The sequence below is a fragment of the Phyllobacterium sp. CCNWLW183 genome, from assembly GCF_037203775.1.
GTDB classification, from domain to species: Bacteria; Pseudomonadota; Alphaproteobacteria; order Rhizobiales; family Rhizobiaceae; genus Phyllobacterium; species Phyllobacterium ifriqiyense.
On sequence record NZ_JBBCBN010000004.1, the window covers coordinates 214,070 to 237,122 of the forward strand.

Below are 23,053 nucleotides of genomic sequence, written 5' to 3' on the forward strand. Positions count from 1 at the left end.
TTCAAAGTGAATCCAACAGCGTATCAATCAGTTTCTCTGCGGCTTCGCCTATGACAGTCCCTGGAGGGAAAATCGCAGCAGCGCCAGCTTGCAGAACAGCTTCATAGTCCTGCGGCGGAATAACCCCGCCGACGATGACCAATATGTCCTCGCGGCCGTGACGTTTCAATGACTCCTTGAGTTCAGGCACCAAAGTCAGATGTCCGGCAGCAAGCGATGAAACGCCAACAATATGCACATTGCTTTCCGCTGACAGTTCCGCAACTTCCTCGGGCGTCTGGAACATCGCTCCAACGATCACATCGAAACCAAGATCACCAAACGCGGTGGCGATAACCTTCTGGCCGCGGTCGTGCCCATCCTGCCCCATTTTAGCAACGAGAATGCGGGGCTTTTCACCGGTCCGCTTTTCATAGGCTGCACACTTGGCCTGAACGCGGTCAACAACTTCGCTCTTTCCAACTTCCTTGCGGTAAACGCCGGAAATCGTGTGAATGGTTGCAACATGACGGCCATAGGCTTTTTCCAGCGCCAGTGAGATCTCACCCACTGTTGCCCTTGCACGAGCGGCTTTAACCGCCAAATCAAGCAGATTGCCCCTTCCTGATTTGGCAGCCGAAGTCAGCACGGAAAGCGCATCATCGACGGCTGCAACATCACGCGTGCCTTTGAGTTGCTGAAGCTTGGAAAGCTGGCGCGCGCGCACCTCGGCATTGTCGACCTTGAGCACATCGACCAGCGTGTCTTCGGTAGGGCGGTAGGAATTGACGCCGATCACCGGTTGCTGGCCACTATCGATACGCGCTTGTGTGCGGGCTGCGGCTGCTTCGATACGCATTTTAGGAATGCCCTGTTCAATGGCCTTGGCCATGCCGCCCAGCGTTTCGATCTCTTCAATATGCGAAAGGGCGCGCCGCGCCAGATCATAGGTCAGCCGTTCAACATAGGCCGATCCACCCCACGGGTCGATAATCCGGGTTGTTCCGGACTCCTTTTGCAGGATCAGCTGCGTATTACGCGCTATGCGTGCGGAATGGTCGGTTGGCAAAGCCAGGGCTTCGTCAAAGGAATTTGTATGCAAAGACTGCGTATGCCCCTGCGTTGAAGCCATCGCCTCAATCATGGTGCGCATGATGTTGTTGTGCGGATCTTGCGCCGTGAGCGACCAGCCTGATGTCTGCGAATGGGTCCGCAGCGATAGCGAACGCTCATCCTTGGGATTGAAGTTCTTCTTCATCAAAACAGCCCAAAGCAGTCGTGCCGCCCGCAACTTGGCCACTTCCATGAAGAAGTTCATGCCGATTGCCCAGAAAAATGAAAGTCTTGGCGCAAATGTATCAATGTCCTGACCGGCAGCGACGCCAGCGCGGGCATATTCAATGCCATCGGCAATGGTGTAGGCAAGCTCGAGATCTGCCGTCGCTCCGGCTTCCTGCATATGATAACCGGAAATCGAGATCGAATTGAATTTCGGCATCTTCTCCGATGTGTAGGAGAAAATATCGGAAATGATCCGCATGGATGGCTGGGGCGGATAGATGTAGGTATTGCGCACCATGAACTCTTTCAGAATATCGTTCTGAATGGTCCCGGCGAGCTTTTCCTGTGGCACGCCCTGTTCTTCCGCAGCAACGATGTAAAGCGCCAGAATGGGAAGCACTGCGCCATTCATGGTCATCGAAACAGTCATCTCGCCTAGCGGAATGCCGTCGAATAATTGTTGCATATCGAGAATGGAATCGATGGCCACACCCGCCATGCCAACATCGCCCGCGACACGGGGGTGGTCGCTATCATACCCGCGATGTGTTGCGAGATCGAAGGCAACGGAAAGCCCTTTCTGTCCGCCTTTCAGATTACGGCGATAAAAGGCATTGGACTCTTCTGCCGTCGAAAACCCAGCATATTGCCGAATGGTCCAGGGCTGCTGAACATACATGGTCGGGTAGGGGCCGCGTATGAAGGGCGCAGCGCCGGGAAATGAATCAAGGTGTGGCTGGCCACGCAAGGCCGTATCGCCATAAGAGCGCCTGACCTTGATATCTTCAGGCGTTTTCCAGACAGCAGCATCCGGCTTTGCGGCTGCGCTTTTCGGTGCTTGCCAATCGATCTTGGTAAAATCGGGAATTCTCATCGGTTCAAGCCTGCAGTGTTTCGTCGATGCGCGGAAATGTCAGCGGTTCGCAGTGCACCACGCCGTCCGTTGGCAATGGCATGTGCGGAGCGTCCAGCACTTTCACAGGGCGTTCGGTGGCGGCCGGGAAGACGGTTGTGCCGATGATCGAACGCTCGCCGGATTTGTACCGCTCGGCCCGGGCATGGCGAGCATTGACGATGCGCTCCTGGAGCTTGCCGTCAACAAGGCTTTGCAGAATGCCGCCCTCACGTTCGAGGGTTTGAAATTCTTTCCATGCTGCCTCGCATAGCGCTTCGGTCAGACTTTCGACTGCACCGGAACCACAGGCAGGATCGGCAACAAAAGCAAGGTTGCTTTCGTCCGCAAGAACGAGCTGGGTGTTACGGGCAAGGCGGCGCGCAGAGCCATCCGGCAGCCCGTGCGTAATGGTGTGCGGGAGAATAGCGATCGTATCTGCACCGCCGATAGCGGCGGCCAAGGACGCTATGGTGGTACGCAGAATATTGGTTTCCGGATCAAGCTTCGTCATCATGCGCATCGAGGTTTCCGCATGGATCATCGCCGCAGACGGGGTGATATCGCAGGCCTCCTGCAAGCGCGCCCAGAGACGGCGCAGCGCGCGTATTTTAGCGATAGAAATAAACTGATCCTGATCGACTGACAGCGCAAAACCGATATGCGGCGCGGCATAGTGAATGGGCTGGCGGGCTTCCTCAAACAACCGGAAATGCCCCGCAGCAATGGAGAGCATGGCACCAAGCTCCTGCGCTTCGGTGGCTCCGGCATTGTGATAAACGCGGCCATCGGCTTCCAGCACAATACCGGGGAGATCATCGGAGAAAAATCCGGCAAGTGCCTGCGGCAGCGAAGCTTTCAGCGCGGCGATACTCATGCGCAAACGCCCCGTTCCCGCCAAAGTTGCGGCCGGATCGATACCCAAGGAAAAGCTCAGTGTCTTCGGATTGACATCGCGTGGCCGCATATAGTCGACGAACCAGTCAGCACAGGCGCGGCTTTTTGGATGAACGTCCATCCGCAGGTGAATCATGTCGAGATGGACGCCTCGCAAAACCTGATCAACAGCTTCACGGGTGGCTGGCAGTCCATATCCGAAAGCATTGGGTGCGCCTTCGAAAACCAGTGCGATTCCCGTCGCGCCGTTTTCCAGATCTTCCAATAGTTGCTTATTTGCCCGGGCAGGATCTGGATCATCAATGCGCTGTACGATGTGCCAGACTTGGGAGGGGTTTTTGCGCGGAGTGAGCTGCGCCTTACTGGCGCGCTGATACAATGGGCCGACAGCAATGTCATCATCGGTGCGGGAAACCAGGGTTTCGTTGAAATCAGCGCCTTTCAAGGCTTTCTGCGCAAGTTTGACCCATTTTTCGTGGGTCGTCTGCGCAAATTCAGTTTCCTTGAGCAGTGACGCGTCCATGCTTTCTCCCGGCAGTCTGTTCTTTGTTTGTGACTTTAGGTGGAACCATGCTGCTTCGCAACAAAGCAAAGTGCCGCTAGCGCAACGCACTGAAAATAAAATGAATTTTCCTCTCCGCCGGTTTCGGGTGGCTGGCATTGGTGATCCATGAAAGCTTGGCCGTCACGAACAGGCGAAAGGTTTAAATTATGAAAATCCTCAACGGAAAAACGGCCATTATCACAGGTGCAAGTTCCGGCATCGGCTATGAAACAGCAAAGCTCCTGGCGAGCGAAGGTGCGAATATTGTTGTGGCAGCAAGACGTCAAAACGAGCTTTATAAGCTTGTTGCGGAAATCGAAGCTGCGGGCGGCAAAGCGGTTGCTCTTGCGGGAGACGTTGCAGACGAACCCTATGCCAAGGCATTGGTGGAGCTGGCGGAGGACACTTTTGGCGGGGTGGATATCGGATTTAATAATGCGGGTATCAATGGCGAGATGGGAGCGACCCCCGACATCACATTGAAAGGCTGGCAAGACACGCTGAACGTCAATCTCACAGGCGCCTTTCTGGGTGCGAAATACCAAATTCCGGCGATGCAGAAACGTGGGGCTGGTTCGCTGATTTTTACGTCGACCTTTGTCGGTTACACCGTGGGATTTCCCGGAACGGCTGCTTATGGCGCAAGCAAGGCGGGCGTCATTGGCTTGATGAAATCGCTGGCTGCTGAACTTGGACCGCAAGGTATTCGCGTCAATGCGATTCTGCCCGGCGGCACAGAAACAACAATGGCGGAAGCTTGGGTGGATACGCCGGAAAAACTCTCCTTTGTGGAAGGGCTGCATGCGCTTAAGCGAAGGGCAATGCCAGCGGAGATCGCTCGCTCTGTGCTTTATCTCGCTTCTGATGCGTCCAGTTTTACAACAGGCTCGGCCATGCTTGTTGATGGCGGCGTATCGATCAACCGCACGTAAAAACGAAAACGCGCGCTTTAAAGCGCGCGTTTTCACGGCGTCCGAAAATGACCGTTTTAAACGAACTGGCTAAGACCCGGAATTGAATTGACGACCTCGTCGACCGGGCCGCTTCCAGCCTTTTCACGTGCAAACGCAATGGTTTCCTTGGAAATGCCGCTGATTTCGCCCATGCCGAGACCGATACCCATCAGCTTCGACCCAAGGCCCATAACGCCGGGCATAAGGCCGGAAAGCAACCCGCCGCTACCCTTGGCTTCAGCAATTGCCTCTTCGCTGCCGGGTACGCCAGCAATCAGCAGATCAACCTTATCGGCAGGGGCTTCCTTCTGCAAAAACGCCAGAATGAGGCCGACCGCCTTGCGCGCGGTTTCAGGGTCGGTGCCGACATTGGCGGTAATACGAGCGATAAGTTCATCCATAAGTGCAATCTCCCAACTGGCTTGAATTACGTTTACGTAATATGCGTGAAATTCATATCACACAAGTGTTCGTTTTCATCTGGGGCATGTTTTCAACCCTACACAACTAAATGTAATTGCAGGTGAAGATTCTCTTGCATCGCCTGTTTTCCCGTAATCGCATCGGCATTGAAGGGGACGCTCACCATTTTGTGCTTTTCTGTAACATCGACGTTCTGCCATTGTCGCACGGGATTTGGCTGTTTATACCATGGGTCAAGTGACGACAGTGACGAGGACAGAACGACATGGCCGCAGACAGTATTTTCCTTGGTGCAAGCCGCAAGCCGGATGACAGCTATAATCAGGCCGAGTCGTTATTGCTCAAATTCGGTAATCGCCATGGTCTGATCACGGGCGCAACCGGCACTGGTAAGACCGTCACGCTGCAAGTTTTGGCTGAAGGCTTCTCCGCAGCCGGAGTGCCGGTTTTCTGCTCGGACATCAAAGGCGATCTGTCGGGGATCGCAGCCAAAGGCGAGGAGAAGGATTTTCTCGTCAAACGCGCAGCTGACGTAAAACTCGATCCTTACACAATGGCTTCGTCGCCGGTTATCTTCTGGGATATTTTCGGCGAGCAGGGTCATCCGATCCGCGCGACTATTTCTGAAATGGGTCCGCTTCTTCTCTCGCGCCTGATGAATCTGACGGAAGCGCAGGAAGGCGTTTTGAATATCGCGTTCAAGATCGCCGATGAAGAAGGGCTTCTGCTTCTCGACATGAAGGACCTGCAATCGCTGCTGGTTAATATTGCGGAGCGGGCTGAGGAAATCTCGGCACGCTACGGCAATGTGACCAAGCCTTCGGTTGGAGCGATCCAGCGTTCGCTACTGGTGCTCGAACAGCAGGGCGGCACGAAGTTCTTCGGAGAACCCGCACTGAAAATCACCGATATTATGCGTACCGGAACCGATGGGCGCGGGCAGGTCAGCATTCTTGCAGCTGACAAGCTCATGATGAATCCGCGCCTTTACTCGACGTTCCTGCTTTGGCTGCTCTCCGAGCTTTTTGAGGAATTGCCGGAAATCGGCGATCCGGAAAAGCCGCGTTTGGTCTTCTTCTTCGACGAGGCGCATCTTCTTTTTAATGAAGCGCCCAAAGCTCTGCTCACACGCGTTGAGCAGGTTGTCCGGTTGATTCGCTCAAAGGGCGTTGGTGTCTTCTTCATCTCGCAGAACCCGCTGGACGTGCCTGAAACGGTGCTGGCACAGCTTGGTAACCGCGTGCAGCATGCTTTGCGCGCCTATACGCCGCGCGAGCAGAATGCCGTAAAGACGGCTGCCGATACATTCCGCGCCAATCCGGACTTCAACACATTCGAAGCAATCACCAATCTCGGCACGGGCGAGGCCTTGGTTTCCACGCTGGCTGAAAAGGGCGTGCCTTCCATGGTCCAGCGGACATTGATCCGCCCGCCATCGGGGCGCATCGGTCCGTTGAATATTGATGAGCGTCAGAAACTCATCAATGCCAGCCCAGTTGCCGGTATCTATGATGAAATGGTCGACCGCGAATCCGCCTATGAGCTTTTGCAGAAGAAGGCAGTGCAGACGAAAACCGAAGAAGAGGCGCAAACGCAGCAGGCAGAGGCTGATAGTACAGGCGGCTGGAAGCTTCCCGATTTTCTCGGCGGTGAAACCAAGACCGGTCCGCGCGGTGGCCAGATCCGTGGTCGCCAAACTGTAGCGGAAGCCGCGATGAAATCCGTTGTCCGCTCCGTCGGCTCCTCGCTCGGACGCGCGCTGGTCCGAGGGATTTTGGGAAGCCTCAGCAAACGCTAGTTTCAACGCCTTCGGAATTCCGAACACGCGCAAAGATGGTGAGTGGGCGATTGCGCCCCTCCCGCGAACCCCTCCTGGGCCTGTGATGATGCTCGATTGCAGTAGTGCAGTTTTTTAACTGCTGAACACCGAGGCAGGACCTTAGTGTAACAGTACTGTCATCAGCACCCAAAAGGACGATGGATTGCTCCATCGGCCTTTGTTTGAGCGGCATAAACTTAAATAACGAGAATCGGCGTCTTGTTTGGAACGCGATCATAAAGATCGATGATATCCTGGTTGATGAAGCGCACGCAGCCTGACGAAACCGCCTTGCCGATTGTCCACCATTCCGGTGATCCATGCAGGCGGTAGAGCGTGTCCACGCCGTTCTGGAAAATATAAAGCGCGCGCGCGCCCAGTGGATTGTTCAGACCCGGCGCCATGCCACCATTTGCAGAGCTATATTGAGCCAATTCCGGTTGGCGGGCAATCATCTCATCCGGTGGAGTCCATTTGGGCCAATGGCGCTTCCACTGAACAATGGCGCGGCCTGACCATGCAAAACCCTCACGACCAAGACCAACGCCGTAACGGATGGCCTCGCCATTTTCGCGCACCAGATAAAGAAATTTTGTGTTTGTATCGACGACGATGGTTCCCGGCTGTTCGCCCGTGGGATCGCGCACGATCTGGCGCAGATAACGCGGGTCCATCTTTTTTACCGGTATGGCCGGTAGCTGGAAGCCGCCATCTTCGCGTGCTGAATACATGGCCTCATAGGAGCCCAAAGCCGGATCAACGTCAGTTCCGGGTCTTAGCGGATTGCCATAATCATCGACCTTGATGACCGGCATATCACCGCGGATCTGTGCACATCCTGCGAGGCCGGCTGCTGCAGTTGCAGTCATTGCCGTGAGGAAGCCGCGACGTGTAAGTGTGTTTTGCATCATTAAACCAGGTTGGTGGCGGGAAAGTTCAGCACGCAGTCACTATTGGTAACATGCTCTAAACGCACAAAGAATATGGCGATGAACCGTTAGCAATAGGGCATAAACAAGGCAAGCTCACAACTGTTGCGCGCGGGCAACAGAAACGCGGTGCATCCGCTGCTTTCCAAGCTTGTCTGATGATAAACACTTCGTGAGGAAAGGTGATTGCATTAATATTGTGCGTGGTTCGCGAACCACGCATCACATCAATGCAATCCGTTTATTGGTGGGGCAGTCGATTACGGCTATTGACCTCAGCGCTAAATGGCTTTTCGTTGCTTCAACACAATCAGCACGAACGGAATCAGCATCATGGCAGTTAATTCAGCAGCGCAAACCGCAACCTGGACCTATGTCGACGGGGATTGGTATGAGGGAAACGTGCCGCTGATTGGTCCGCGCACCCATGCCATGTGGCTGGCTTCTACCGTGTTTGATGGCGCGCGCTGGTTTGAGGGCGTGGCGCCCGATCTCGATCTGCACTGCGCCCGCGTCAACACTTCAGCCATTGCCATGGGGCTGAAGCCGACGATGAGTGCCGACGAAATCGTCGGATTGACCCATGATGGCCTGAAAAAATTCGATGGCAAGACAGCGGTCTACATCCGGCCCATGTATTGGGGCGAACATGGCGGCTATATGGGCGTACCGGCCGATCCTGAGTCCACCCGCTTTTGCCTGAGCATTTACGAAGCGCCCATGCTTGAACCGACCGGCTTCTCGCTAAGCGTTTCGCCCTTCCGCCGCCCCACATTTGAAACCATGCCGACCAATGCCAAGGCCGGTTGCCTTTATCCGAACAATGGCAGGGCCATTTTGGAAGCGCGTTCGCGCGGTTTTGACAATGCGCTGGTTCTCGACATGCTGGGCAATGTGGCTGAAACGGCCAGCTCCAATATATTCATGGTCAAGGACGGGCATATTTTCACCCCGGCACCAAACGGCACGTTCCTTTCAGGCATTACCCGTTCGCGTATTATCGATGTTCTGGCTGACTATGGTTTCCGTACCACGCAGACGACGTTGACGGTTCAGGATTTCCTTCAGGCGGACGAGATTTTCTCCACGGGGAACCATTCGAAGGTTGTGCCCGTTATCAAAATTGAGGACCGTGAGCTGCAAGTCGGTCCGATAGCCCGCAAGGCGAGAGAGCTTTATTGGGAGTTCGCCCATGCCGGGCCGAAAATTTGACCCGATAATGCGGTCAAGCCGAAATATTGATCCGTTTCGCATTGCTCCCGAACAAATACGGACCTATGTAACCAAGGCAGGTTTTGTCAGGATAGGTCATCACCCGAACGGGCAGCCTATCCCGTCACAGATATAGATCGAAGAGGAGACTTCCATGGCTTTCGAATTGCCCGCACTGCCGTATGATTATGACGCGCTCGCACCCTTTATGTCCCGCGAAACGCTCGAATATCACCATGACAAGCACCACAAGGCTTATGTCGATAACGGCAACAAACTGGCTGCCGAAGCCGGTCTTGAGGGCCTTTCCCTTGAGGAAATCGTCAAGCAATCCTATGGAAAGAACGCTGGCCTGTTCAACAATGCCGGTCAGCATTACAACCATCTGCATTTCTGGAACTGGCTGAAGAAAGACGGCGGCGGCAAGAAGCTTCCCGGCGCTCTGGAAAAGGCTTTTGAATCCGACCTTGGCGGCTATGACAAGTTCCGCACGGATTTCATCGCAGCTGGCACAACACAGTTCGGCTCGGGTTGGGCATGGGTTTCAGTCAAAGACGGCAAGCTCGAAATTTCCAAGACACCAAACGGCGAAAACCCGCTGGTTCACGGCGCAACGCCAATTCTAGGCGTCGATGTGTGGGAACATTCCTATTACATCGATTATCGCAATGCCCGTCCAAAATATCTGGAAGCCTTTGTCGATAGCCTGATCAATTGGGACTATGTTGCCGAGCTTTACGAAAAAGCCAGATAAACCAGTTTCATAAACGGTCTGAAACGGCTCCGTTTATCGGGGCCGTTTTATTTTGAGCTGTCTGTTTTGGTTTGGCGAACCGCAACGGCAATTCAGCGCAAGCCTGAAATTACCAAATATCATCTTCCGGCTTCAGCGTAACCGAAGACCTTGCTTCGCCCGGTGTTCGGGAGAATCTGGGGACCGGTGCAGATTGCTGCTGTCCATCCATTTGAATATAGGTCTTGCGCGCCTGCATATGCGGGTGATGCGGTGCCTCGCTTAACGTCAACACCGGTGCGAAACAGGCATCCGTGGATTCGAGCAATGTGCACCATTCTGCCTGCGTTCGCATGGCAAAGATTCGGGTAAATTCCGCTTCAAGTTCGGGCCAGTTTTCATAGGCGTTCTGCAATGCCAGCCACCGTGTATCCATGCCCAGCTTTTCCAATAATTCGGCAAAGAATTTCGGCTCTAACGCCCCAACAGCAATGTGGCGTCCATCAGAACAGGCATAGCTGCGGTAATAGGGCGCCGCTCCGTTGAGAAGATTTCTGTCACGCTCCATGGAAAGGCTTGCCGTCGCTGCAAGCCCGGTAAAAAGGCTCATCAGGGACGAGACGCCATCTATAATCGCGGCATCGATAACCTGTCCTCTGCCTGAACTTTGCCGCTCGATCAGTGCAGCAAGAACACCGAAGGCCAGAAGCATCGACCCGCCGCCATAATCGCCAACCAGATTGAGTGGCGGCAGAGGAGGGCCGCTCGTGCCCATCGAAGCAAGCGCCCCCGCAAGAGCGATATAATTGATGTCGTGTCCGGCGGTCTGAGCGAGCGGGCCAGTCTGTCCCCAGCCCGTGATGCGGCCATAAACCAGACGGGGATTGTGAGCTCGCAAAATATCTGGTCCAAGGCCAAGCCGTTCCATCACGCCGGGCCTATAACCCTCAATAAGCACATCCGCTTTTGCCGCTAGTTCGAGACACCGAGTGCGCCCCGAATCAGCACGTATATCCAGTTGCAGAATGCGACGGCCACGATCTTGAACGGGGTTGGGCCAGCCATTGCCTCCCAACCGCTCAATTCTCACAACATCTGCACCAAGATCTGCCAGAAGCATGGCGCAATGCGGAGCAGGGCCAAGCCCTATAAATTCCAGTACCTTAATGCCTGCAAGCGGACCTTGCCGTGGGGGCATATCTTCCATGAGTAGCCAGCCTCGGACGCGATTATTCGAGGCAGGTTGGCATTTTTAATGCCCAGTGGCCAGCGTGTCATCCGGCAAAAATTTTACGCCTTCGCCTTGCCATATTGGTTGTTCATCTGTCGTTCAGAAGATTAGACTTAAGTCTAATGCCTTAGGGACTTTTAACACGCTGGATGCCCTCATTCTGAGAGGTGTTCACTGGAGGAACAATGAGAAAGCTGATTTCAGCAATTTGTGCTGTTTTGATATCGGTTGGTACTCTGGGAACTGCGGGATCGGCCAGCGCCGCACCTGCAACGGTGCAAAGATCGATTGAAGCGACTGGAACCGGTGCTGACACGCTGGTTCAGAAGGTTGATCACCGCAGGTGGCATCGTCGCGATCGTTACGAACGCCGTTGGGATCGCCGCGATCGCTGGGAGCGCCGCCATCATCGCCGTTGGGACCGCCCGCATTATCGTCGATATGATCGGCCGTACTACCGCAGTTGGGACCGGCCACATTATCGCCGTTGGGACCGTCGATATGATCGCCCGCGCCACTATCGTCCGCATTATTACCGGACAGGCAACGCGCAGATCATCTTCGATCTGTAACCAGGCTCGCTGCGGCAACATGAACAAAGCCCCTTCATCACAAGATGGAGGGGCTTTTTTGTGTGACCTGCTTTCCGAAGGCAGTTTCAGGCAGCCGGTTGAATGGTTGTGGGCGTGGCCGCTCCTTGAAAAAGCCATCAAATCCATAAGAGGTGGGCCCGTTGTAAAGATCTGGGGAATTCAACTGCATGGGCAACATAATCCTCTTTGGCGGCGAAAATCGAGAGCGCCTCGTTTCAGTTGCAAGTACGCAAGCCATCGCCGCTACGCTTCCGGAAGCGGATCTCTGGTTCTGGGGCAGCGACGGGATTATCCGAAGCTGCGAGCGGGACCATCTTATGGGGCATTCGCGCCCCTTTGAGGTCGATTTGCCAGCCATTGGCGAAGTTATTGGATCCATTGAAGACGCGATTGATCGCGCCGCTCAGGAGCATCGCGTGCTTATCCTTGGTTTGCACGGTGGCATGGCAGAAAATGGGGAATTCGCCGCTCTTTGTGAGACACGTGGTGCCAGATTTACCGGTTGCGGGTCCAAGGCCAGTCGACTGGCATTTGACAAGGTTGCCAGTAAGGAAGCTGTTGCCGTGCTTGGCATTGCAACTCCGCCAACTCTCTCGCTCGCATCTGCTGCCAACGATCTTGGCACCTATGGAAAGCTCGTAGCAAAGCCGGTAGCAGACGGATCGAGCTATGGTCTTTTGTTTGTGAACAACCCAGAAGACATTCATGAGCTCGAACAGGTGATGCAGAAAGAAGCCTACTTGATAGAGCCATTCATTGAGGGGGTAAACGCCACCTGCGGTATCCTGGAGCATGAGGGAGAACTGATCGCGCTGCCGCCGGTTGAAATCCGGCCCGCCGATGGCGTATTTGATTACGCAGCAAAATATCTATCGTCTCAGACAAATGAGCTTTGCCCTTCCACCTTTGACGAGAAGACCAATACATCGCTGCAAACATTGGCCTTAAAAGCGCACTCAGCCATTGGAGCGCGCGGCTATTCGAGAAGCGACTTCATCATCGCTGCCGACGGTCCGATCTTCCTTGAGATCAATACTCTGCCCGGCCTAACGAACGCCTCGCTCTTTCCTAAAGCTCTGGCGGCGCAAGGTATCAGCTTCAAAGAGTTTCTTCACGGACAAATCGAGATTGCCACTTCGGCCAGCGCATAAATGGGTTTTTACTGAAACCGCCAGCAAACGAAAATGTGATTGCGCTGTGCCCGTGCAATTCGAAAACTTTTGACTAGAGTGATCCCAAGCCCTTGAAGCCAAGTTTTTATTAGCCACAAGAGTAGGACTCTATTCGATGAAAAGACTGATTGCTTTGTCTGCCGCGCCATTGCTGGCACTTGCAGTTTTTGCCACCACGGCAAGCGCCGATCCCATAGCCGACAGGCAAGCACTCATGAAGGATCAGGGAAAGGCAGTCGGAAGCATCGCTCCCATCGCCAAGGGAGAAAAACCCTTTGATGCCGCCACCGTCATGACAGCTTTGAAAAAGATCAATGATGATGCGCAGAAGCTTGATCCTGCCACCCTTTTCCCTGCAGGCAGTGATACGGGCGATACAACGGCTTCGCCGAAAATCTGGGAAGATAATGCGGCCTTTGTTGCTGCTATCGACAAATATAAAGCCGATGTGGCTGCCGCCGTTGCCGCTGATCCGAAGGACCTTGAAAGCTTCAAGACTGCATTCAATCAGGTGACGCAGAATTGCGGCACTTGTCATCAGGCTTTCCGCATAAAAAAGAACTGATTTTCCGGTGATGCGCCGGATTTTCAAATTCCTACTCAGCCTCCTGATCCTTGGCGGCGCAGGTTTTTGGTTGCTGTCTGCGCCAACTCGACTTGATGAGACAAAGCTGGCAGCCACCACGCCGGGCGATGCAACCCGTGGACAGAGCGTATTCTGGCAAGGCGGCTGCGCTTCCTGCCACGCCGCTCCGGGCGCGACTGGTGATGCCAGACTGGTTTTAAGTGGCGGCGAGGAATTGGTCACGCCCTTTGGCACCTTTGTGACGCCGAATATTTCGCCTGCCAATCAGGGAATTGCAGGCTGGTCGTTGTCTGATTTTGCCAATGCGATGACCCATGGTGTCTCACCGGACGGAAGACACTATTATCCTGCCTTTCCCTATACATCCTATGCTCGCATGCAATTGCAGGACATTGCCGATCTTTATGCCTTCATGAAGACTTTGCCGCCCTCGGAAAATGTTGCAGGCCCGCATAAGCTGAGCTTCCCTTTTACCGTGCGGCGCGGCATTGGCCTGTGGAAGCGGCTTTATCTGTCCGATCAGCCGGTGCTGACGATTGCCAATGCAACGGATGCGATCAAGCGCGGTCAATATCTGGTCGAAGGCCCTGGCCATTGCGGCGAATGCCATACACCGCGCAACGCCATTGGCGGACCAGATAAGACATTGTGGCTTGCGGGTGCCAAGGCAGCGGAAGGCAAGGGTGTAGTGCCTAATATTACCGGCGGCGAGGGCGGTATTGATTCCTGGTCGGCGCAGGATATCGCCTATTCGCTCGAAAGCGGATTCACGCCTGATTTTGATTCGCTGGGCGGATCCATGGCCGATGTGGTGCAGAACATGTCCCATCTGCAACCGTCTGACCGGGATGCGATTGCCGCCTATCTGAAAGCTATTCCAGCCCATGCGAATGGCTATCCCGCCGCGCAGTGATTTGCCGGCGACATAAGATTTACTTATGCCAGGCCTTGGAATTCGTTGCTTGCAGCGAGCCTAATTGTGTCATCCATTGGCGGCTTCTACAGTGATAGGAGCGGCAGCCAGAGCAATGTTTTCCAAATCAGCGCGTAATTACTGCCTTGTTTTATTTATGCTCAGCGATCTTAGCTCTGCAGCGTTGGCGCAGGGTACCGTATTTTCCGAACGTCCAGGCTTGGCCGGACCGGAGGAGATGCCCAAACAAAATGCATCGTGCGAAGGCCTGGCGGCAATAATTGCCGGGCTTGAAACACCTGAAGGCAATCGCATCGATCTATGGGCTTCGGGGCCTCTCACCTATATTCATAGCGATGAAGCGCTTTGGTATCTGGCGATATGTCCGCAATCGGGCGTGCAGGTGATGTGCATCACCTATTCAGGTAACGGGTTGAAACTTGGAGATAATATTCTCATTCGCGGCGGCATGAGAATATTGGATAAAACCCATATCGTCCTCGATCCGTGCCTTGCCTCACGCGAAGAATAATACGTCGCGGCGACATTGGCTGGGATGACTATCGCCGCTTGCAACCAATGAGCACGGAATTTCCATCGGTATATTTGCTGCGCATCGTGTAGAGCCAGCCCTGGCATTCCTCCATGGATCCAAAGCAGCGTTGGAAAGATACCGTTGTCTGGTCATCACCAAAGGAAATCATCGGATTGTCCGTGGTCCCGCTATAACGACCAAAGACTATACCCGAGCCAATCGGCGGCGCGTTGCAGCGTTCACCGGCATATTCGCTGACATTCTTGCGAACGGCAGCTTGTCCTGGCGTGATGCCTGCGGACAAAAGTGCAGCCTGAATGGCGACGGCCATTCCAAACATCAAAATCTGAGTCATGCGCTTCATTCTAATTCTCCTATGCGAAACCAGTCGATCCCGCTGCGGGCAGGGTTCAACTATATGCCATTCATGGCGAGACTACAGCCAATTCATTTATGCCTGCATCTTATTAAATTAGTATTGACTAATGAATTAGTGTACGCTAATGCTTTGGCATGATAGAAGCAGATCCTATAAACGCCGTCATGCGCGCATTGGCCGATCCCACAAGGCGGGCCGTATTTGAACAGGTTATCGAGAACCAGGAAATTACTGTTGTCGAGCTCACGCGCGGCAGCGGCGTGACGCAAGGCGCTATTTCGCAACATCTCAAGACACTCAAGCAGGCCGGTCTGGTTGCTGAGCGTCCCGAAGGTCGAAAAGTTTACTACCGCGCTCAGCCGGAAGGGCTTGAGCCACTCGTCAACTGGATGGACCATTATGCTGTCTTCTGGCGCGAGCGTTTTGCCAATCTTAGAACATTGCTGAAGGAAATCGATCCATGAACGAAGCAGCATTAAAGCCTGATACGCAAGAAATAGTGGTGGACGAGATTTTTCCGCATTCGCCGGAAACAATCTGGAAAACATTGACCACTGCGAGTTTGATGGGACGCTGGTTGATGATTCCGTCCGGATTCGAGCCCGTGGAAGGCAAACACTTCACCTACAAAACCACGCCAGCGGGCGCTTGGGACGGCACCATCCACTGCGAAGTGCTTGAGGTAAAGCCGTATGAGCGCTTTTCCTATGCCTGGAAAGGCGGGCATAGCAGTAATTCCGGATATGGCTCACAGCTCGACACCGTGGTCACATTCATCCTGTCCAAGGGTGAAAGCGGCACGCGCCTGCGTCTTATCCATTCCGGCTTCGTCCTGCCGAAAAACGACAGCGCGTTCAAGAGCATGAGCGAAGGTTGGAAGAAAGTGGTCGAGAATATCGGCAGCATTGTCGACGGGAAGGACTGACGCAACCGCGTCGTCATCGATCTAGTGCTTATTGGGAGAGAGTTATGAGCAAACCTTACACAGGCGGATGCGCCTGCGGCGAAATTCGCTATGAAATAAGCAGCGCACCCATCTTCGAAAACCACTGCCAATGCCATGATTGCCAGAAACGAAGTGGAACCGGGCATGGCTCTTACCTGACTTTCGTCAATAGAGCCGCTATGAAAATCACCGGCAAAGCGAGCACATGGAATGTCGCAGGCGATAGCGGGATCGAAAAGATTCACGCCTTCTGTCCGACCTGCGGAACGCTTGTCTACTTGAACTCGGTAGCAACGCCGGACATGGTCGCTGTCCCCGCGACCAGCCTTGACGATCCAAGTCGGTTCAATCCGCAGGTGGTCACTTACGCCATCCGCGGCCTTGCGTGGGACACGATCGATCCTTCGCTAACGAAATTCGAACAGATGCCGCCCATGTGAAGGCAGCCGGTATCGGCAAGGCTTCACATGTGGCGTATCCAGGTTTGCCTTTGGTCTTAAGCTTCGACCTTACCAACCAATTTCAAGGCAAAGGCCTGCGTATAGGCAACTTCCTCCAGCCTTGAAAAACGCCCGGAAGCGCCTGCATGCCCGGCATCCATATTGATACGGAAAAGCACCGGATTATTGTCGGTCTTTAGCTCGCGTAGCTTGGCAACCCATTTTGCTGGCTCCCAGTAGGTGACACGCGGATCCGTCAGTCCTGCCACGGCAAGGATCGGCGGGTAAGCCTGTGCCGTGACATTATCGTAAGGCGAATAGGATGCCATATAGGAGTAGTCGGTTGCCGAGGTAATCGGATTGCCCCATTCCGTCCATTCTGGCGGGGTGAGGGGCAGGGTGTCATCAAGCATTGTATTGATCACATCAACAAAGGGTACTTCGGCGATGATGCCGCCAAAGTTCTGTGGTGCCATGTTGACAATGGCACCCATCAGCATGCCGCCTGCAGAACCACCTTGCGCTATGATCCGGTCATGACTGGTGAAGCCTTCCGCAACAAGATGCTCGGAGGCAGCGATAAAGTCCTTGAACGTATTCAGCTTATTGAGGCGCTTACCGTTTTCATACCAATCATAGCCCTTATCCTTGCCGCCGCGAATATGGGCAATGGCGTAGATGAAGCCGCGATCTGCCAGTGAAAGGCAGTTGGTATTGAAGCTGGCCGGAATGCTGTGGCCATAAGAACCATAGCCGTAAAGCAGCGCAGGGGCGGAGCCATCCAACTTGGTGTTCTTGTGATAAACGATGGAAACCGGAACAGTTTCGCCATCATGAGCGGGCGCGAGAAGGCGGCGGGTTACATAGTCGTCCGGATTGTGGCCGGATGGCACTTCCTGCGTTTTAAGCAATGAACGCTCGCGTGTCCGCATATTATAGTCGTAAAGCTGCGTCGGCGTCGTCATCGACGAATAGGAAAAGCGGATCACCTCGGTATCATATTCGGGGCTGCCGGAAAGGCCGAGCGAAAAGGCTTCTTCATCGAATGCAATGGCATGTTCTTCACCGGTCTGGCGGTCACGAATAACAATTCGAGGCAAACTATTTTCGCGCTCAAGCCAAACTAGGTGATTCTTGTAGGCTGAGTGTCCAAGCAGTAGACGTCCCGCCTTGTGGGCAACGACTTCTTTCCAATTGGCTTTTTCCGGCGTTGCCACCGGAACGCTCATGATTTTGAAATCCTTGGCGCCATCAGCATTTGTGAGGATGTAGAAAACGTCGCCGCCTTCGGTCAGGCTATACTCAACGCCGGGTTGACGTTCCGCGACAAGCTTTGGCTCAGCGGAAGCATCATTTGCCGGAATCAGCCAAACTTCAGAGGTCTCGTGATCGTGAATATCAATGAAGATAAAATCATCAAGGGAACTGCCCCCAACACCCAGAAAGAAACCCGGGTCCTTTTCCTCATGAATCAGGCGGTCTTGGCTCTCCGACGTTCCAAGCTTGTGAAAGAACAGGCGGGAAGGGCGATGATTGGCATCAACGCGCGTATAGTAGAACCCGTCCGATTGCGCGTTCCAGACGCCGCTGCCTGACGTATCGCTGACAGTTTCGGCATTATCCTGCATTGTCTCGAGATCGCGCACTTTCAGCGTGTAATATTCAGAGCCCTTGTCGTCGACGCCCCAGATCAGCTTGGTGTGGTCGGGCGAATGATCGGCAGAGCCAAGGCTGAAATAGGCTTTGTCCTGCGCTTCGATATCACCGTCGAGCAGCATTGTCTGCTCGCCGCCATCGCGTGGTGTGCGGAAAAAGCGTGGATGCTGGCCGCCGGTCTTGAACGAGGTTCCATAGGCATAGGGACCGTCCTTGGAGGGCACAGACGAATCATCCTCCTTGATGCGGCCTTTCATTTCTTCAAACAGCTTGGCCTGCAATGGCTTGGTATCGGCCATAAGCACCGATTGATAGGCATTTTCCGCCTCTAAATGGCTGCGGATTTCCGGTTCCAGCGTCGATGGATCACGGAAGACGTCCTGCCAGTTTTCCGCACGCATCCAAGCGTAATCATCCACACGGGTAATGCCATGACGGGTATCAGAAACAGGCTTCTTTTCGGATTTTGGAACGGGATGAGCGGAAAAGCGTGGCGAATTCGTCATGGAGAACTTTCAAAGGTTGGCGATAAGGTCCATCTCGCAGCCCGGCACGATTTTCCGGGCTGCAACGCAGATTTCATATAAGCCGGTATCGCGTCAATGCGGCTTTAGTTGATAGTTGGACAGATTAAAATGGAAGCGTTCGGCCCAGTGGTTCGCACTAGGCCTGGTCAAAGACCAAGGCATTGCCATTCATGCAGTAACGCAGGCCCGTGGGAGCGGGCCCGTCCGGAAAAACATGACCAAGATGGGCATCGCAATCAGAGCATTTAATCTCCGTGCGGAGCATGCCATAGGACCGGTCTTCCACAGCAATCACTGCGTCAGGTTCGATTGGATTTGTAAAACTTGGCCAACCTGTACCGGACTCATACTTTGCTTCTGACTTGTAAAGCGGGCGATCACAGCAAACGCACTTATAAACACCTTTGAGTTTACTATCGAAGTTCGGACTGGAGAATGCGCGCTCCGTTCCATGGTTTCGCGTAATTTGATACTGTTCTGGTGTTAACTGCTCACGCCATTCTGCATCAGTTTTTACCACTTTGAACGTTTTTGTATTCATTTTTTGTTCCTTTCAATGCAAATGTAAGCATGAACACTGCACTCCACAACATCCGTTATTATAGAATGCTTTGCGTGAAACGTTATATTCCTCATTTTTGCCATTTTTTGTATTAGTTATATAGGTAAATTCTCGAATGCGCGTCGTCGGCAGGTGCGTGCATTCGTTGAGTGGGGTTAGTATGGCTTCTTGGCGCGATTGGTGGTTAATCTCTGAATTTGATGTCGTTTGAAATATTTCTTTTGTAAATGAAGTATTGATTTGACAAATTCACCAAAATCCGAAAAAGAGGATCGCCAAAGGCGTCGGAAAACAGAGCGCCCTAGAGCTTTATATTGGTGTTTTTTAACTCCCCTCCCGATATTTCAAATTAGACGAAGGAATTGGACTTTAATGACCACATTCGACAATTCAAACTCCACGGCCAGCGATGTTTTGCTTGAGCTGACGGCTGAATTGGTTGCTGCCTATGTCAGCAATAATTCTGTACCGGCCGGCGATTTGCCGACGCTCATCGCCGAGGTACATTCAGCGCTTGGTCGCGTTAACGGTGGCTCAGAGGCGGTTGTTGCTGTTCAGGAAAAACCAAAACCTGCAATCAACCCAAAGAAGTCCGTTGCAGATGACTATATTGTCTGCCTCGAAGACGGCAAGAAGTTTAAATCACTGAAGCGTCACCTGATGACTCATTATAGCCTGACGCCAGAACAGTATCGTGAGAAGTGGGATCTTGATCCTTCCTATCCGATGGTTGCGCCAAACTACGCAGCAGCTCGTTCGCGCCTTGCCAAGAATATGGGTCTTGGTCGTAAGCGCAAGAAGGCCGCTTAAGACCGATATTCGGTCGGGTGGTAAGAGTTCAACTCCTGCGGAAAGCCAATAGATCACATTTTTGAATGGGTCTGATGGCAAGCGGATGCGGGAGGCTAGATTGCACTCCCACTATTGGAACTGACTATTTGGATTTGAAAAACGGCGCCTTGGGCGCCGTTTTTGTTAAATGGCCATTTTTGGTTTTGCCTGACCCTGCAACCTGTCCAATGCCTGTTTCAGACCAATGTGGCGATTGAGATCATAACTCCAATGCCCACTTGTTCCCTTGAGCCGTTCGCGCTCTATGAGCCGTATCAGACGCCGGCACATACGAACTCGGCTCGCCTCATCTTTTCCAGGCAATTGGTCGAGATCAATATTACAAAATATTTGCAGGGCTAAACGTTGCCGGGCCTCGCCCGCGGTAATTTCCTTGGCCGCCAGAAACGCGCCACGCTCTTTCTTCAACTCGCATATCGACATTGGACCACTCCTTTCAGTGTGGCCGGTATTATGATGGATTGGCAGTGATGTAGGATAAAAGACCTATTTATAATGAGTAGAAAAACAAATAATATAATTAAAACAAATGGATAATGGTTGTATTGGCAAAAACTTATCCACGTTCTTGATGGTGGGGGTATAAGAAGATATTCCTACTAAAGAGGTGGAGTAGAGTAATGGTTCCGAATTTCAACCATACGATAAGGTCAGCGGCGGATGCGCAAAAAATAGTCAAAGCCCTGCGCGCGCGTCGCGACGGGACTACGCCGATTCTGGCTGTCATTACTCGGAATGACGTCCTAGGCGAGCAACATTTCCAGATATGTGAACATGTTCTAGACGTGTTGTCCGCTCTCTTTAACATTTCAGGTTGCGATTTGCGATCAAACTCGCGGTGCGAACAAGCCGTTGCGCGCGTTCGCCAAATTGGCATGTATGTGGTGCATGTCACACTCGGCATGTCCATGACGCAGGTCGGTCGTGTCTTCGGGCGAGATCGCAGTACGGTGGCCCATGCCTGTCATCTGATTGAGGATATGCGCGAGGATACAGATTTCGACCGCATCGTTCATATGGTTGAAACAGTTATTCGGGCGGCCTTTGCTCAAAGTGGGAGGGTGCGTCGATGAACGGGCACTCCACAATCGATCAAGCCATGATTGCGCGCCTTTTACGATTTCTCGCCAAGGGTGCAGTGCAACTCGCTGAAGCGGCAGCGCCGGAAAAATTGATGCTTGAAAGCGCCGCATATGGTGTGCTGAGCGTTAAAAGAGATGTTATCGCCCATGCAGCAATGACGGGACTCGTGGTGCCCTGTAAGTCGGAGTTGAAAATTTCCGATGCAGGTAAGGCATGGCTGCTGCGGAGCGCCACCGATGTTGATGCCTTTGCCAGTCAGCATAGAAACGAGGCGTTCATAACGCTCCCGGACGAACATGGCCCAAGCAAAGTTCGCACCAATGAGGCCGAGTCGCCGCTTGCAAATCTGCGTAAACGCAAGGATGGCACGGGCCGGCCACTGATCAACGAAGCGGCGTTCAAGGCGGGAGAGCAATTGCGTCGGGATTTCACCCTTGGCAATCTGATGCCCTCGATCAGTGTTAACTGGGATGTGACTGGCAGTGGTTCGCGCTCCAATGGTGTGCTCGAAATTACAGAGGCGGCCTTGGCTGCTCGCCAACGTGTGGAGCGGGCGCTCAATGCGGTCGGACCTGAACTTGCGGGCGTCTTGGTCGATGTGTGCTGCTTTCTCAAGGGATTGGAAATAGTCGAGCGTGAGCGGCAATGGCCGGTCCGTTCAGCAAAACTGATCCTGAAAACAGCACTGGCTGTGCTAGACAGACATTACAATCCGCCAGCGCCAACGCGCCGCACTTCAAGCATTATTCACTGGGGCACGGAAGGTTACCGTCCCTCAATAAGCTAAGGGCAATGATTTTGCTCTGACGAATTTGGCTTAATGCTGCGTTGCATCCGCCGAGCCGAGCGCTGTTTCGGCTTCCCGGCGGATGCGGGCGACCATCGAACGCAGACCGTTCGAGCGTTGCGGCGTCAGATTTTCATTAAGGCCAAGCTTCCGCAAAACGGCTTCCGGATCGATAGCGAGAATTTCCGAAGCTTTTTTGCCTGAGTAAAGCGCCATCATGATAGCAACCAGACCGCGAACGATGTGTGCGTCGCTGTCGCCGACAAATTCGATAACGGGATCTGGTCCTGCTGAAAGCGTGCTTTTGAGCCAGACCTGACTGACACAGCCATTGACCTTATGCACGGCGTCGCGGGCTGATTCCGGATAGGGTTTGAGATCACGACCAAGGTCGATGACATAGCGATAGCGCTCTTCCCAATCGTCGATGAAGTCGAAATCGCCAATAATGTCGTCAATAGTCTGTGCCATGGTATTGTCCTGTTCAGGGCACATATAGTGTTCCTAACTGCGAACGTCACCGTTTTTATGCAATTCAATTCTTACTGACTGAGCCCGTATGAGCCTTGGCGTCTATTTTGCTTGTTTCTTCACGCTCGCGGGTGGCGGCGTTGATAATCTCACGTAAAGCCATTTCACGCAGTTTTGCTTTGATTGCTTCAGCATCGCTGGTATCTGGCGCATCGCCATGCGCTCTCGCAACCACCGAGTCCGGATCATCGGATTTTTTGCCGAGCTGGGCATCGAGATATTCATATCCGACTTTGGCGGCTTCACCGGCACGTACGCCAGCATTTGCGATCGCCGCCTTGCCAGTTTCACAGGCCTGGGGTTTGCGGGTACAGAAATCCGACAGATCGCTGATTGTGTCCTGCGCTGCCAGCAGGGCTTCAAGCGGGCTGGGTCCGCCCTTCTCATTGGAGATCGAAGGCATGAATAATGACACGACTGTCATCCAGAAGCAGAACTTGATCGCAAATCTGATCAAAAAGAACATAGCCCAACCCTTTGGCGCAAAACCCACCGTCCCAAGACGACCTACGCGAAGACTGTGACACAGGCTTAGCAACATAGCGTTGAAGCCTGCGTCTCAATTTGAGCCACTATAGAAACCAAGCATTAACAACTG

At 53.4% G+C, this 23,053-nt stretch carries 26 protein-coding genes; 15 read left to right on the forward strand and 11 right to left on the reverse strand.

Annotation, left to right across the window (positions count from 1 at the left end; translation table 11 throughout):
- Position 1 precedes the first annotated feature (1 nt).
- Positions 2 to 2,134, reverse strand: a complete 2,133-nt coding sequence (gene scpA / locus V9K95_RS11490) for a methylmalonyl-CoA mutase (protein WP_115051979.1) — start codon at positions 2,132 to 2,134, stop codon at positions 2 to 4.
- Between the two features lie 4 nt (positions 2,135 to 2,138).
- Positions 2,139 to 3,572: a methylmalonyl-CoA mutase subunit beta gene (locus V9K95_RS11495; protein WP_336440903.1), complete on the reverse strand. Its 1,434-nt coding sequence runs from the start codon at positions 3,570 to 3,572 to the stop codon at positions 2,139 to 2,141.
- A 188-nt stretch (positions 3,573 to 3,760) separates the two neighbouring features.
- Here V9K95_RS11495 and V9K95_RS11500 point away from each other — a divergent pair, with 188 nt between their 5' ends.
- A complete protein-coding gene (locus tag V9K95_RS11500; protein ID WP_336440904.1) occupies positions 3,761 to 4,525 on the forward strand; it encodes an SDR family oxidoreductase in 765 nt (254 codons plus the stop codon).
- Between the two features lie 56 nt (positions 4,526 to 4,581).
- On the opposite strand, the gene V9K95_RS11505 is transcribed toward V9K95_RS11500, so the two are convergent.
- On the reverse strand, positions 4,582 to 4,947 hold the full coding sequence (locus tag V9K95_RS11505; protein WP_115051976.1) for a DUF2267 domain-containing protein: 366 nt from the start codon (positions 4,945 to 4,947) through the stop codon (positions 4,582 to 4,584).
- A gap of 287 nt (positions 4,948 to 5,234) precedes the next feature.
- Between V9K95_RS11505 and V9K95_RS11510 the strand changes: the two genes are divergently transcribed.
- The gene (locus V9K95_RS11510; RefSeq protein WP_336440905.1) at positions 5,235 to 6,767 is read left to right on the forward strand and encodes a helicase HerA-like C-terminal domain-containing protein; all 1,533 of its coding nucleotides are present in this window, start codon (positions 5,235 to 5,237) and stop codon (positions 6,765 to 6,767) included.
- Positions 6,768 to 6,985: 218 nt separating this feature from the next.
- On the opposite strand, the gene V9K95_RS11515 is transcribed toward V9K95_RS11510, so the two are convergent.
- Positions 6,986 to 7,696: a L,D-transpeptidase gene (locus V9K95_RS11515; RefSeq protein ID WP_115052201.1), complete on the reverse strand. Its 711-nt coding sequence runs from the start codon at positions 7,694 to 7,696 to the stop codon at positions 6,986 to 6,988.
- 354 nt (positions 7,697 to 8,050) lie between these two features.
- Here V9K95_RS11515 and V9K95_RS11520 point away from each other — a divergent pair, with 354 nt between their 5' ends.
- Together V9K95_RS11520 and V9K95_RS11525 are read left to right on the forward strand one after the other, a co-directional pair.
- Positions 8,051 to 8,929 (forward strand): branched-chain amino acid aminotransferase, encoded by an 879-nt coding sequence (locus tag V9K95_RS11520; RefSeq protein WP_307283557.1) that lies wholly within the window; start codon positions 8,051 to 8,053, stop codon positions 8,927 to 8,929.
- 154 nt (positions 8,930 to 9,083) lie between these two features.
- Positions 9,084 to 9,683 (forward strand): superoxide dismutase, encoded by a 600-nt coding sequence (locus V9K95_RS11525; RefSeq protein WP_336440906.1) that lies wholly within the window; start codon positions 9,084 to 9,086, stop codon positions 9,681 to 9,683.
- 109 nt (positions 9,684 to 9,792) lie between these two features.
- On the opposite strand, the gene V9K95_RS11530 is transcribed toward V9K95_RS11525, so the two are convergent.
- Positions 9,793 to 10,869 (reverse strand): CaiB/BaiF CoA transferase family protein, encoded by a 1,077-nt coding sequence (locus V9K95_RS11530; protein WP_336440907.1) that lies wholly within the window; start codon positions 10,867 to 10,869, stop codon positions 9,793 to 9,795.
- A 209-nt stretch (positions 10,870 to 11,078) separates the two neighbouring features.
- Here V9K95_RS11530 and V9K95_RS11535 point away from each other — a divergent pair, with 209 nt between their 5' ends.
- The 5 genes from V9K95_RS11535 (at position 11,079) to V9K95_RS11555 (ending at position 14,689) form a co-directional block, all read left to right on the forward strand.
- Positions 11,079 to 11,465, forward strand: coding sequence for a hypothetical protein (locus V9K95_RS11535; RefSeq protein ID WP_115051972.1), 387 nt, complete (start codon positions 11,079 to 11,081; stop codon positions 11,463 to 11,465).
- A gap of 188 nt (positions 11,466 to 11,653) precedes the next feature.
- Positions 11,654 to 12,637, forward strand: coding sequence for a D-alanine--D-alanine ligase family protein (locus V9K95_RS11540; RefSeq protein WP_307283569.1), 984 nt, complete (start codon positions 11,654 to 11,656; stop codon positions 12,635 to 12,637).
- Positions 12,638 to 12,773: 136 nt separating this feature from the next.
- Complete coding sequence (locus tag V9K95_RS11545; RefSeq protein WP_336440908.1) at positions 12,774 to 13,223, forward strand: c-type cytochrome; 450 nt, start codon at positions 12,774 to 12,776, stop codon at positions 13,221 to 13,223.
- A 10-nt stretch (positions 13,224 to 13,233) separates the two neighbouring features.
- Entirely contained in the window at positions 13,234 to 14,157 is a 924-nt protein-coding gene (locus tag V9K95_RS11550; RefSeq protein ID WP_307283575.1) for a cytochrome c, read from the forward strand.
- A gap of 115 nt (positions 14,158 to 14,272) precedes the next feature.
- Positions 14,273 to 14,689, forward strand: coding sequence for a hypothetical protein (locus V9K95_RS11555; RefSeq protein WP_336440909.1), 417 nt, complete (start codon positions 14,273 to 14,275; stop codon positions 14,687 to 14,689).
- Positions 14,690 to 14,717: 28 nt separating this feature from the next.
- On the opposite strand, the gene V9K95_RS11560 is transcribed toward V9K95_RS11555, so the two are convergent.
- On the reverse strand, positions 14,718 to 15,056 hold the full coding sequence (locus tag V9K95_RS11560) for a metallophosphoesterase (protein WP_336440910.1): 339 nt from the start codon (positions 15,054 to 15,056) through the stop codon (positions 14,718 to 14,720).
- 149 nt (positions 15,057 to 15,205) lie between these two features.
- Here V9K95_RS11560 and V9K95_RS11565 point away from each other — a divergent pair, with 149 nt between their 5' ends.
- Genes V9K95_RS11565 through V9K95_RS11575 form a run of 3 tightly spaced genes read left to right on the forward strand, consistent with a single transcriptional unit; the run spans position 15,206 to position 16,457 of the window.
- Positions 15,206 to 15,535: an ArsR/SmtB family transcription factor gene (locus V9K95_RS11565; protein WP_336440911.1), complete on the forward strand. Its 330-nt coding sequence runs from the start codon at positions 15,206 to 15,208 to the stop codon at positions 15,533 to 15,535.
- Positions 15,532 to 15,996 (forward strand): SRPBCC family protein, encoded by a 465-nt coding sequence (locus tag V9K95_RS11570; RefSeq protein WP_336440912.1) that lies wholly within the window; start codon positions 15,532 to 15,534, stop codon positions 15,994 to 15,996. The genes V9K95_RS11565 and V9K95_RS11570 overlap by 4 nt, the downstream gene beginning before the upstream one ends.
- Positions 15,997 to 16,040: 44 nt before the next feature.
- A complete protein-coding gene (locus V9K95_RS11575; protein WP_307283594.1) occupies positions 16,041 to 16,457 on the forward strand; it encodes a GFA family protein in 417 nt (138 codons plus the stop codon).
- A 56-nt stretch (positions 16,458 to 16,513) separates the two neighbouring features.
- Here V9K95_RS11575 and V9K95_RS11580 read toward each other — a convergent pair whose 3' ends face one another.
- Together V9K95_RS11580 and msrB are read right to left on the reverse strand one after the other, a co-directional pair.
- Positions 16,514 to 18,619: a S9 family peptidase gene (locus V9K95_RS11580; protein WP_336440913.1), complete on the reverse strand. Its 2,106-nt coding sequence runs from the start codon at positions 18,617 to 18,619 to the stop codon at positions 16,514 to 16,516.
- Positions 18,620 to 18,776: 157 nt separating this feature from the next.
- On the reverse strand, positions 18,777 to 19,181 hold the full coding sequence (gene msrB / locus V9K95_RS11585) for a peptide-methionine (R)-S-oxide reductase MsrB (protein WP_115051962.1): 405 nt from the start codon (positions 19,179 to 19,181) through the stop codon (positions 18,777 to 18,779).
- Positions 19,182 to 19,574: 393 nt separating this feature from the next.
- Here msrB and V9K95_RS11590 point away from each other — a divergent pair, with 393 nt between their 5' ends.
- On the forward strand, positions 19,575 to 20,012 hold the full coding sequence (locus V9K95_RS11590; RefSeq protein WP_115051961.1) for a MucR family transcriptional regulator: 438 nt from the start codon (positions 19,575 to 19,577) through the stop codon (positions 20,010 to 20,012).
- Between the two features lie 165 nt (positions 20,013 to 20,177).
- Here V9K95_RS11590 and V9K95_RS11595 read toward each other — a convergent pair whose 3' ends face one another.
- The gene (locus V9K95_RS11595) at positions 20,178 to 20,477 is read right to left on the reverse strand and encodes a cytoplasmic protein (protein ID WP_336440914.1); all 300 of its coding nucleotides are present in this window, start codon (positions 20,475 to 20,477) and stop codon (positions 20,178 to 20,180) included.
- 197 nt (positions 20,478 to 20,674) lie between these two features.
- Here V9K95_RS11595 and V9K95_RS11600 point away from each other — a divergent pair, with 197 nt between their 5' ends.
- Both V9K95_RS11600 and V9K95_RS11605 read left to right on the forward strand, forming a co-directional pair.
- Complete coding sequence (locus V9K95_RS11600; RefSeq protein WP_115051959.1) at positions 20,675 to 21,127, forward strand: helix-turn-helix domain-containing protein; 453 nt, start codon at positions 20,675 to 20,677, stop codon at positions 21,125 to 21,127.
- Positions 21,124 to 21,924 (forward strand): DUF6456 domain-containing protein, encoded by an 801-nt coding sequence (locus V9K95_RS11605; protein WP_336440915.1) that lies wholly within the window; start codon positions 21,124 to 21,126, stop codon positions 21,922 to 21,924. Before V9K95_RS11600 ends, V9K95_RS11605 begins: the two co-directional genes overlap by 4 nt.
- A 30-nt stretch (positions 21,925 to 21,954) precedes the next feature.
- Here the strand turns inward: V9K95_RS11605 and V9K95_RS11610 are convergent, their stop codons facing one another.
- The gene (locus V9K95_RS11610; RefSeq protein WP_115052199.1) at positions 21,955 to 22,395 is read right to left on the reverse strand and encodes a SufE family protein; all 441 of its coding nucleotides are present in this window, start codon (positions 22,393 to 22,395) and stop codon (positions 21,955 to 21,957) included.
- 64 nt (positions 22,396 to 22,459) lie between these two features.
- Entirely contained in the window at positions 22,460 to 22,921 is a 462-nt protein-coding gene (locus V9K95_RS11615) for a DUF5330 domain-containing protein (RefSeq protein ID WP_336440916.1), read from the reverse strand.
- Between the last annotated feature and the right edge of the window lie 132 nt (positions 22,922 to 23,053).

Excerpts from the sequence above, each read along its gene's own strand:
- scpA (WP_115051979.1), bottom strand. The coding sequence starts at position 2,134 with ATGAGAATTCCCGATTTTACCAAGATCGATTGGCAAGCACCGAAAAGC.
- V9K95_RS11495 (WP_336440903.1), bottom strand. The coding sequence starts at position 3,572 with ATGGACGCGTCACTGCTCAAGGAAACTGAATTTGCGCAGACGACCCAC.
- V9K95_RS11500 (WP_336440904.1), top strand. The coding sequence starts at position 3,761 with ATGAAAATCCTCAACGGAAAAACGGCCATTATCACAGGTGCAAGTTCC.
- V9K95_RS11505 (WP_115051976.1), bottom strand. The coding sequence starts at position 4,947 with ATGGATGAACTTATCGCTCGTATTACCGCCAATGTCGGCACCGACCCT.
- V9K95_RS11510 (WP_336440905.1), top strand. The coding sequence starts at position 5,235 with ATGGCCGCAGACAGTATTTTCCTTGGTGCAAGCCGCAAGCCGGATGAC.
- V9K95_RS11515 (WP_115052201.1), bottom strand. The coding sequence starts at position 7,696 with ATGCAAAACACACTTACACGTCGCGGCTTCCTCACGGCAATGACTGCA.
- V9K95_RS11520 (WP_307283557.1), top strand. The coding sequence starts at position 8,051 with ATGGCAGTTAATTCAGCAGCGCAAACCGCAACCTGGACCTATGTCGAC.
- V9K95_RS11525 (WP_336440906.1), top strand. The coding sequence starts at position 9,084 with ATGGCTTTCGAATTGCCCGCACTGCCGTATGATTATGACGCGCTCGCA.
- V9K95_RS11530 (WP_336440907.1), bottom strand. The coding sequence starts at position 10,869 with ATGGAAGATATGCCCCCACGGCAAGGTCCGCTTGCAGGCATTAAGGTA.
- V9K95_RS11535 (WP_115051972.1), top strand. The coding sequence starts at position 11,079 with ATGAGAAAGCTGATTTCAGCAATTTGTGCTGTTTTGATATCGGTTGGT.
- V9K95_RS11540 (WP_307283569.1), top strand. The coding sequence starts at position 11,654 with ATGGGCAACATAATCCTCTTTGGCGGCGAAAATCGAGAGCGCCTCGTT.
- V9K95_RS11545 (WP_336440908.1), top strand. The coding sequence starts at position 12,774 with ATGAAAAGACTGATTGCTTTGTCTGCCGCGCCATTGCTGGCACTTGCA.
- V9K95_RS11550 (WP_307283575.1), top strand. The coding sequence starts at position 13,234 with ATGCGCCGGATTTTCAAATTCCTACTCAGCCTCCTGATCCTTGGCGGC.
- V9K95_RS11555 (WP_336440909.1), top strand. The coding sequence starts at position 14,273 with ATGTTTTCCAAATCAGCGCGTAATTACTGCCTTGTTTTATTTATGCTC.
- V9K95_RS11560 (WP_336440910.1), bottom strand. The coding sequence starts at position 15,056 with ATGAAGCGCATGACTCAGATTTTGATGTTTGGAATGGCCGTCGCCATT.
- V9K95_RS11565 (WP_336440911.1), top strand. The coding sequence starts at position 15,206 with ATGATAGAAGCAGATCCTATAAACGCCGTCATGCGCGCATTGGCCGAT.
- V9K95_RS11570 (WP_336440912.1), top strand. The coding sequence starts at position 15,532 with ATGAACGAAGCAGCATTAAAGCCTGATACGCAAGAAATAGTGGTGGAC.
- V9K95_RS11575 (WP_307283594.1), top strand. The coding sequence starts at position 16,041 with ATGAGCAAACCTTACACAGGCGGATGCGCCTGCGGCGAAATTCGCTAT.
- V9K95_RS11580 (WP_336440913.1), bottom strand. The coding sequence starts at position 18,619 with ATGACGAATTCGCCACGCTTTTCCGCTCATCCCGTTCCAAAATCCGAA.
- msrB (WP_115051962.1), bottom strand. The coding sequence starts at position 19,181 with ATGAATACAAAAACGTTCAAAGTGGTAAAAACTGATGCAGAATGGCGT.
- V9K95_RS11590 (WP_115051961.1), top strand. The coding sequence starts at position 19,575 with ATGACCACATTCGACAATTCAAACTCCACGGCCAGCGATGTTTTGCTT.
- V9K95_RS11595 (WP_336440914.1), bottom strand. The coding sequence starts at position 20,477 with ATGTCGATATGCGAGTTGAAGAAAGAGCGTGGCGCGTTTCTGGCGGCC.
- V9K95_RS11600 (WP_115051959.1), top strand. The coding sequence starts at position 20,675 with ATGGTTCCGAATTTCAACCATACGATAAGGTCAGCGGCGGATGCGCAA.
- V9K95_RS11605 (WP_336440915.1), top strand. The coding sequence starts at position 21,124 with ATGAACGGGCACTCCACAATCGATCAAGCCATGATTGCGCGCCTTTTA.
- V9K95_RS11610 (WP_115052199.1), bottom strand. The coding sequence starts at position 22,395 with ATGGCACAGACTATTGACGACATTATTGGCGATTTCGACTTCATCGAC.
- V9K95_RS11615 (WP_336440916.1), bottom strand. The coding sequence starts at position 22,921 with ATGTTCTTTTTGATCAGATTTGCGATCAAGTTCTGCTTCTGGATGACA.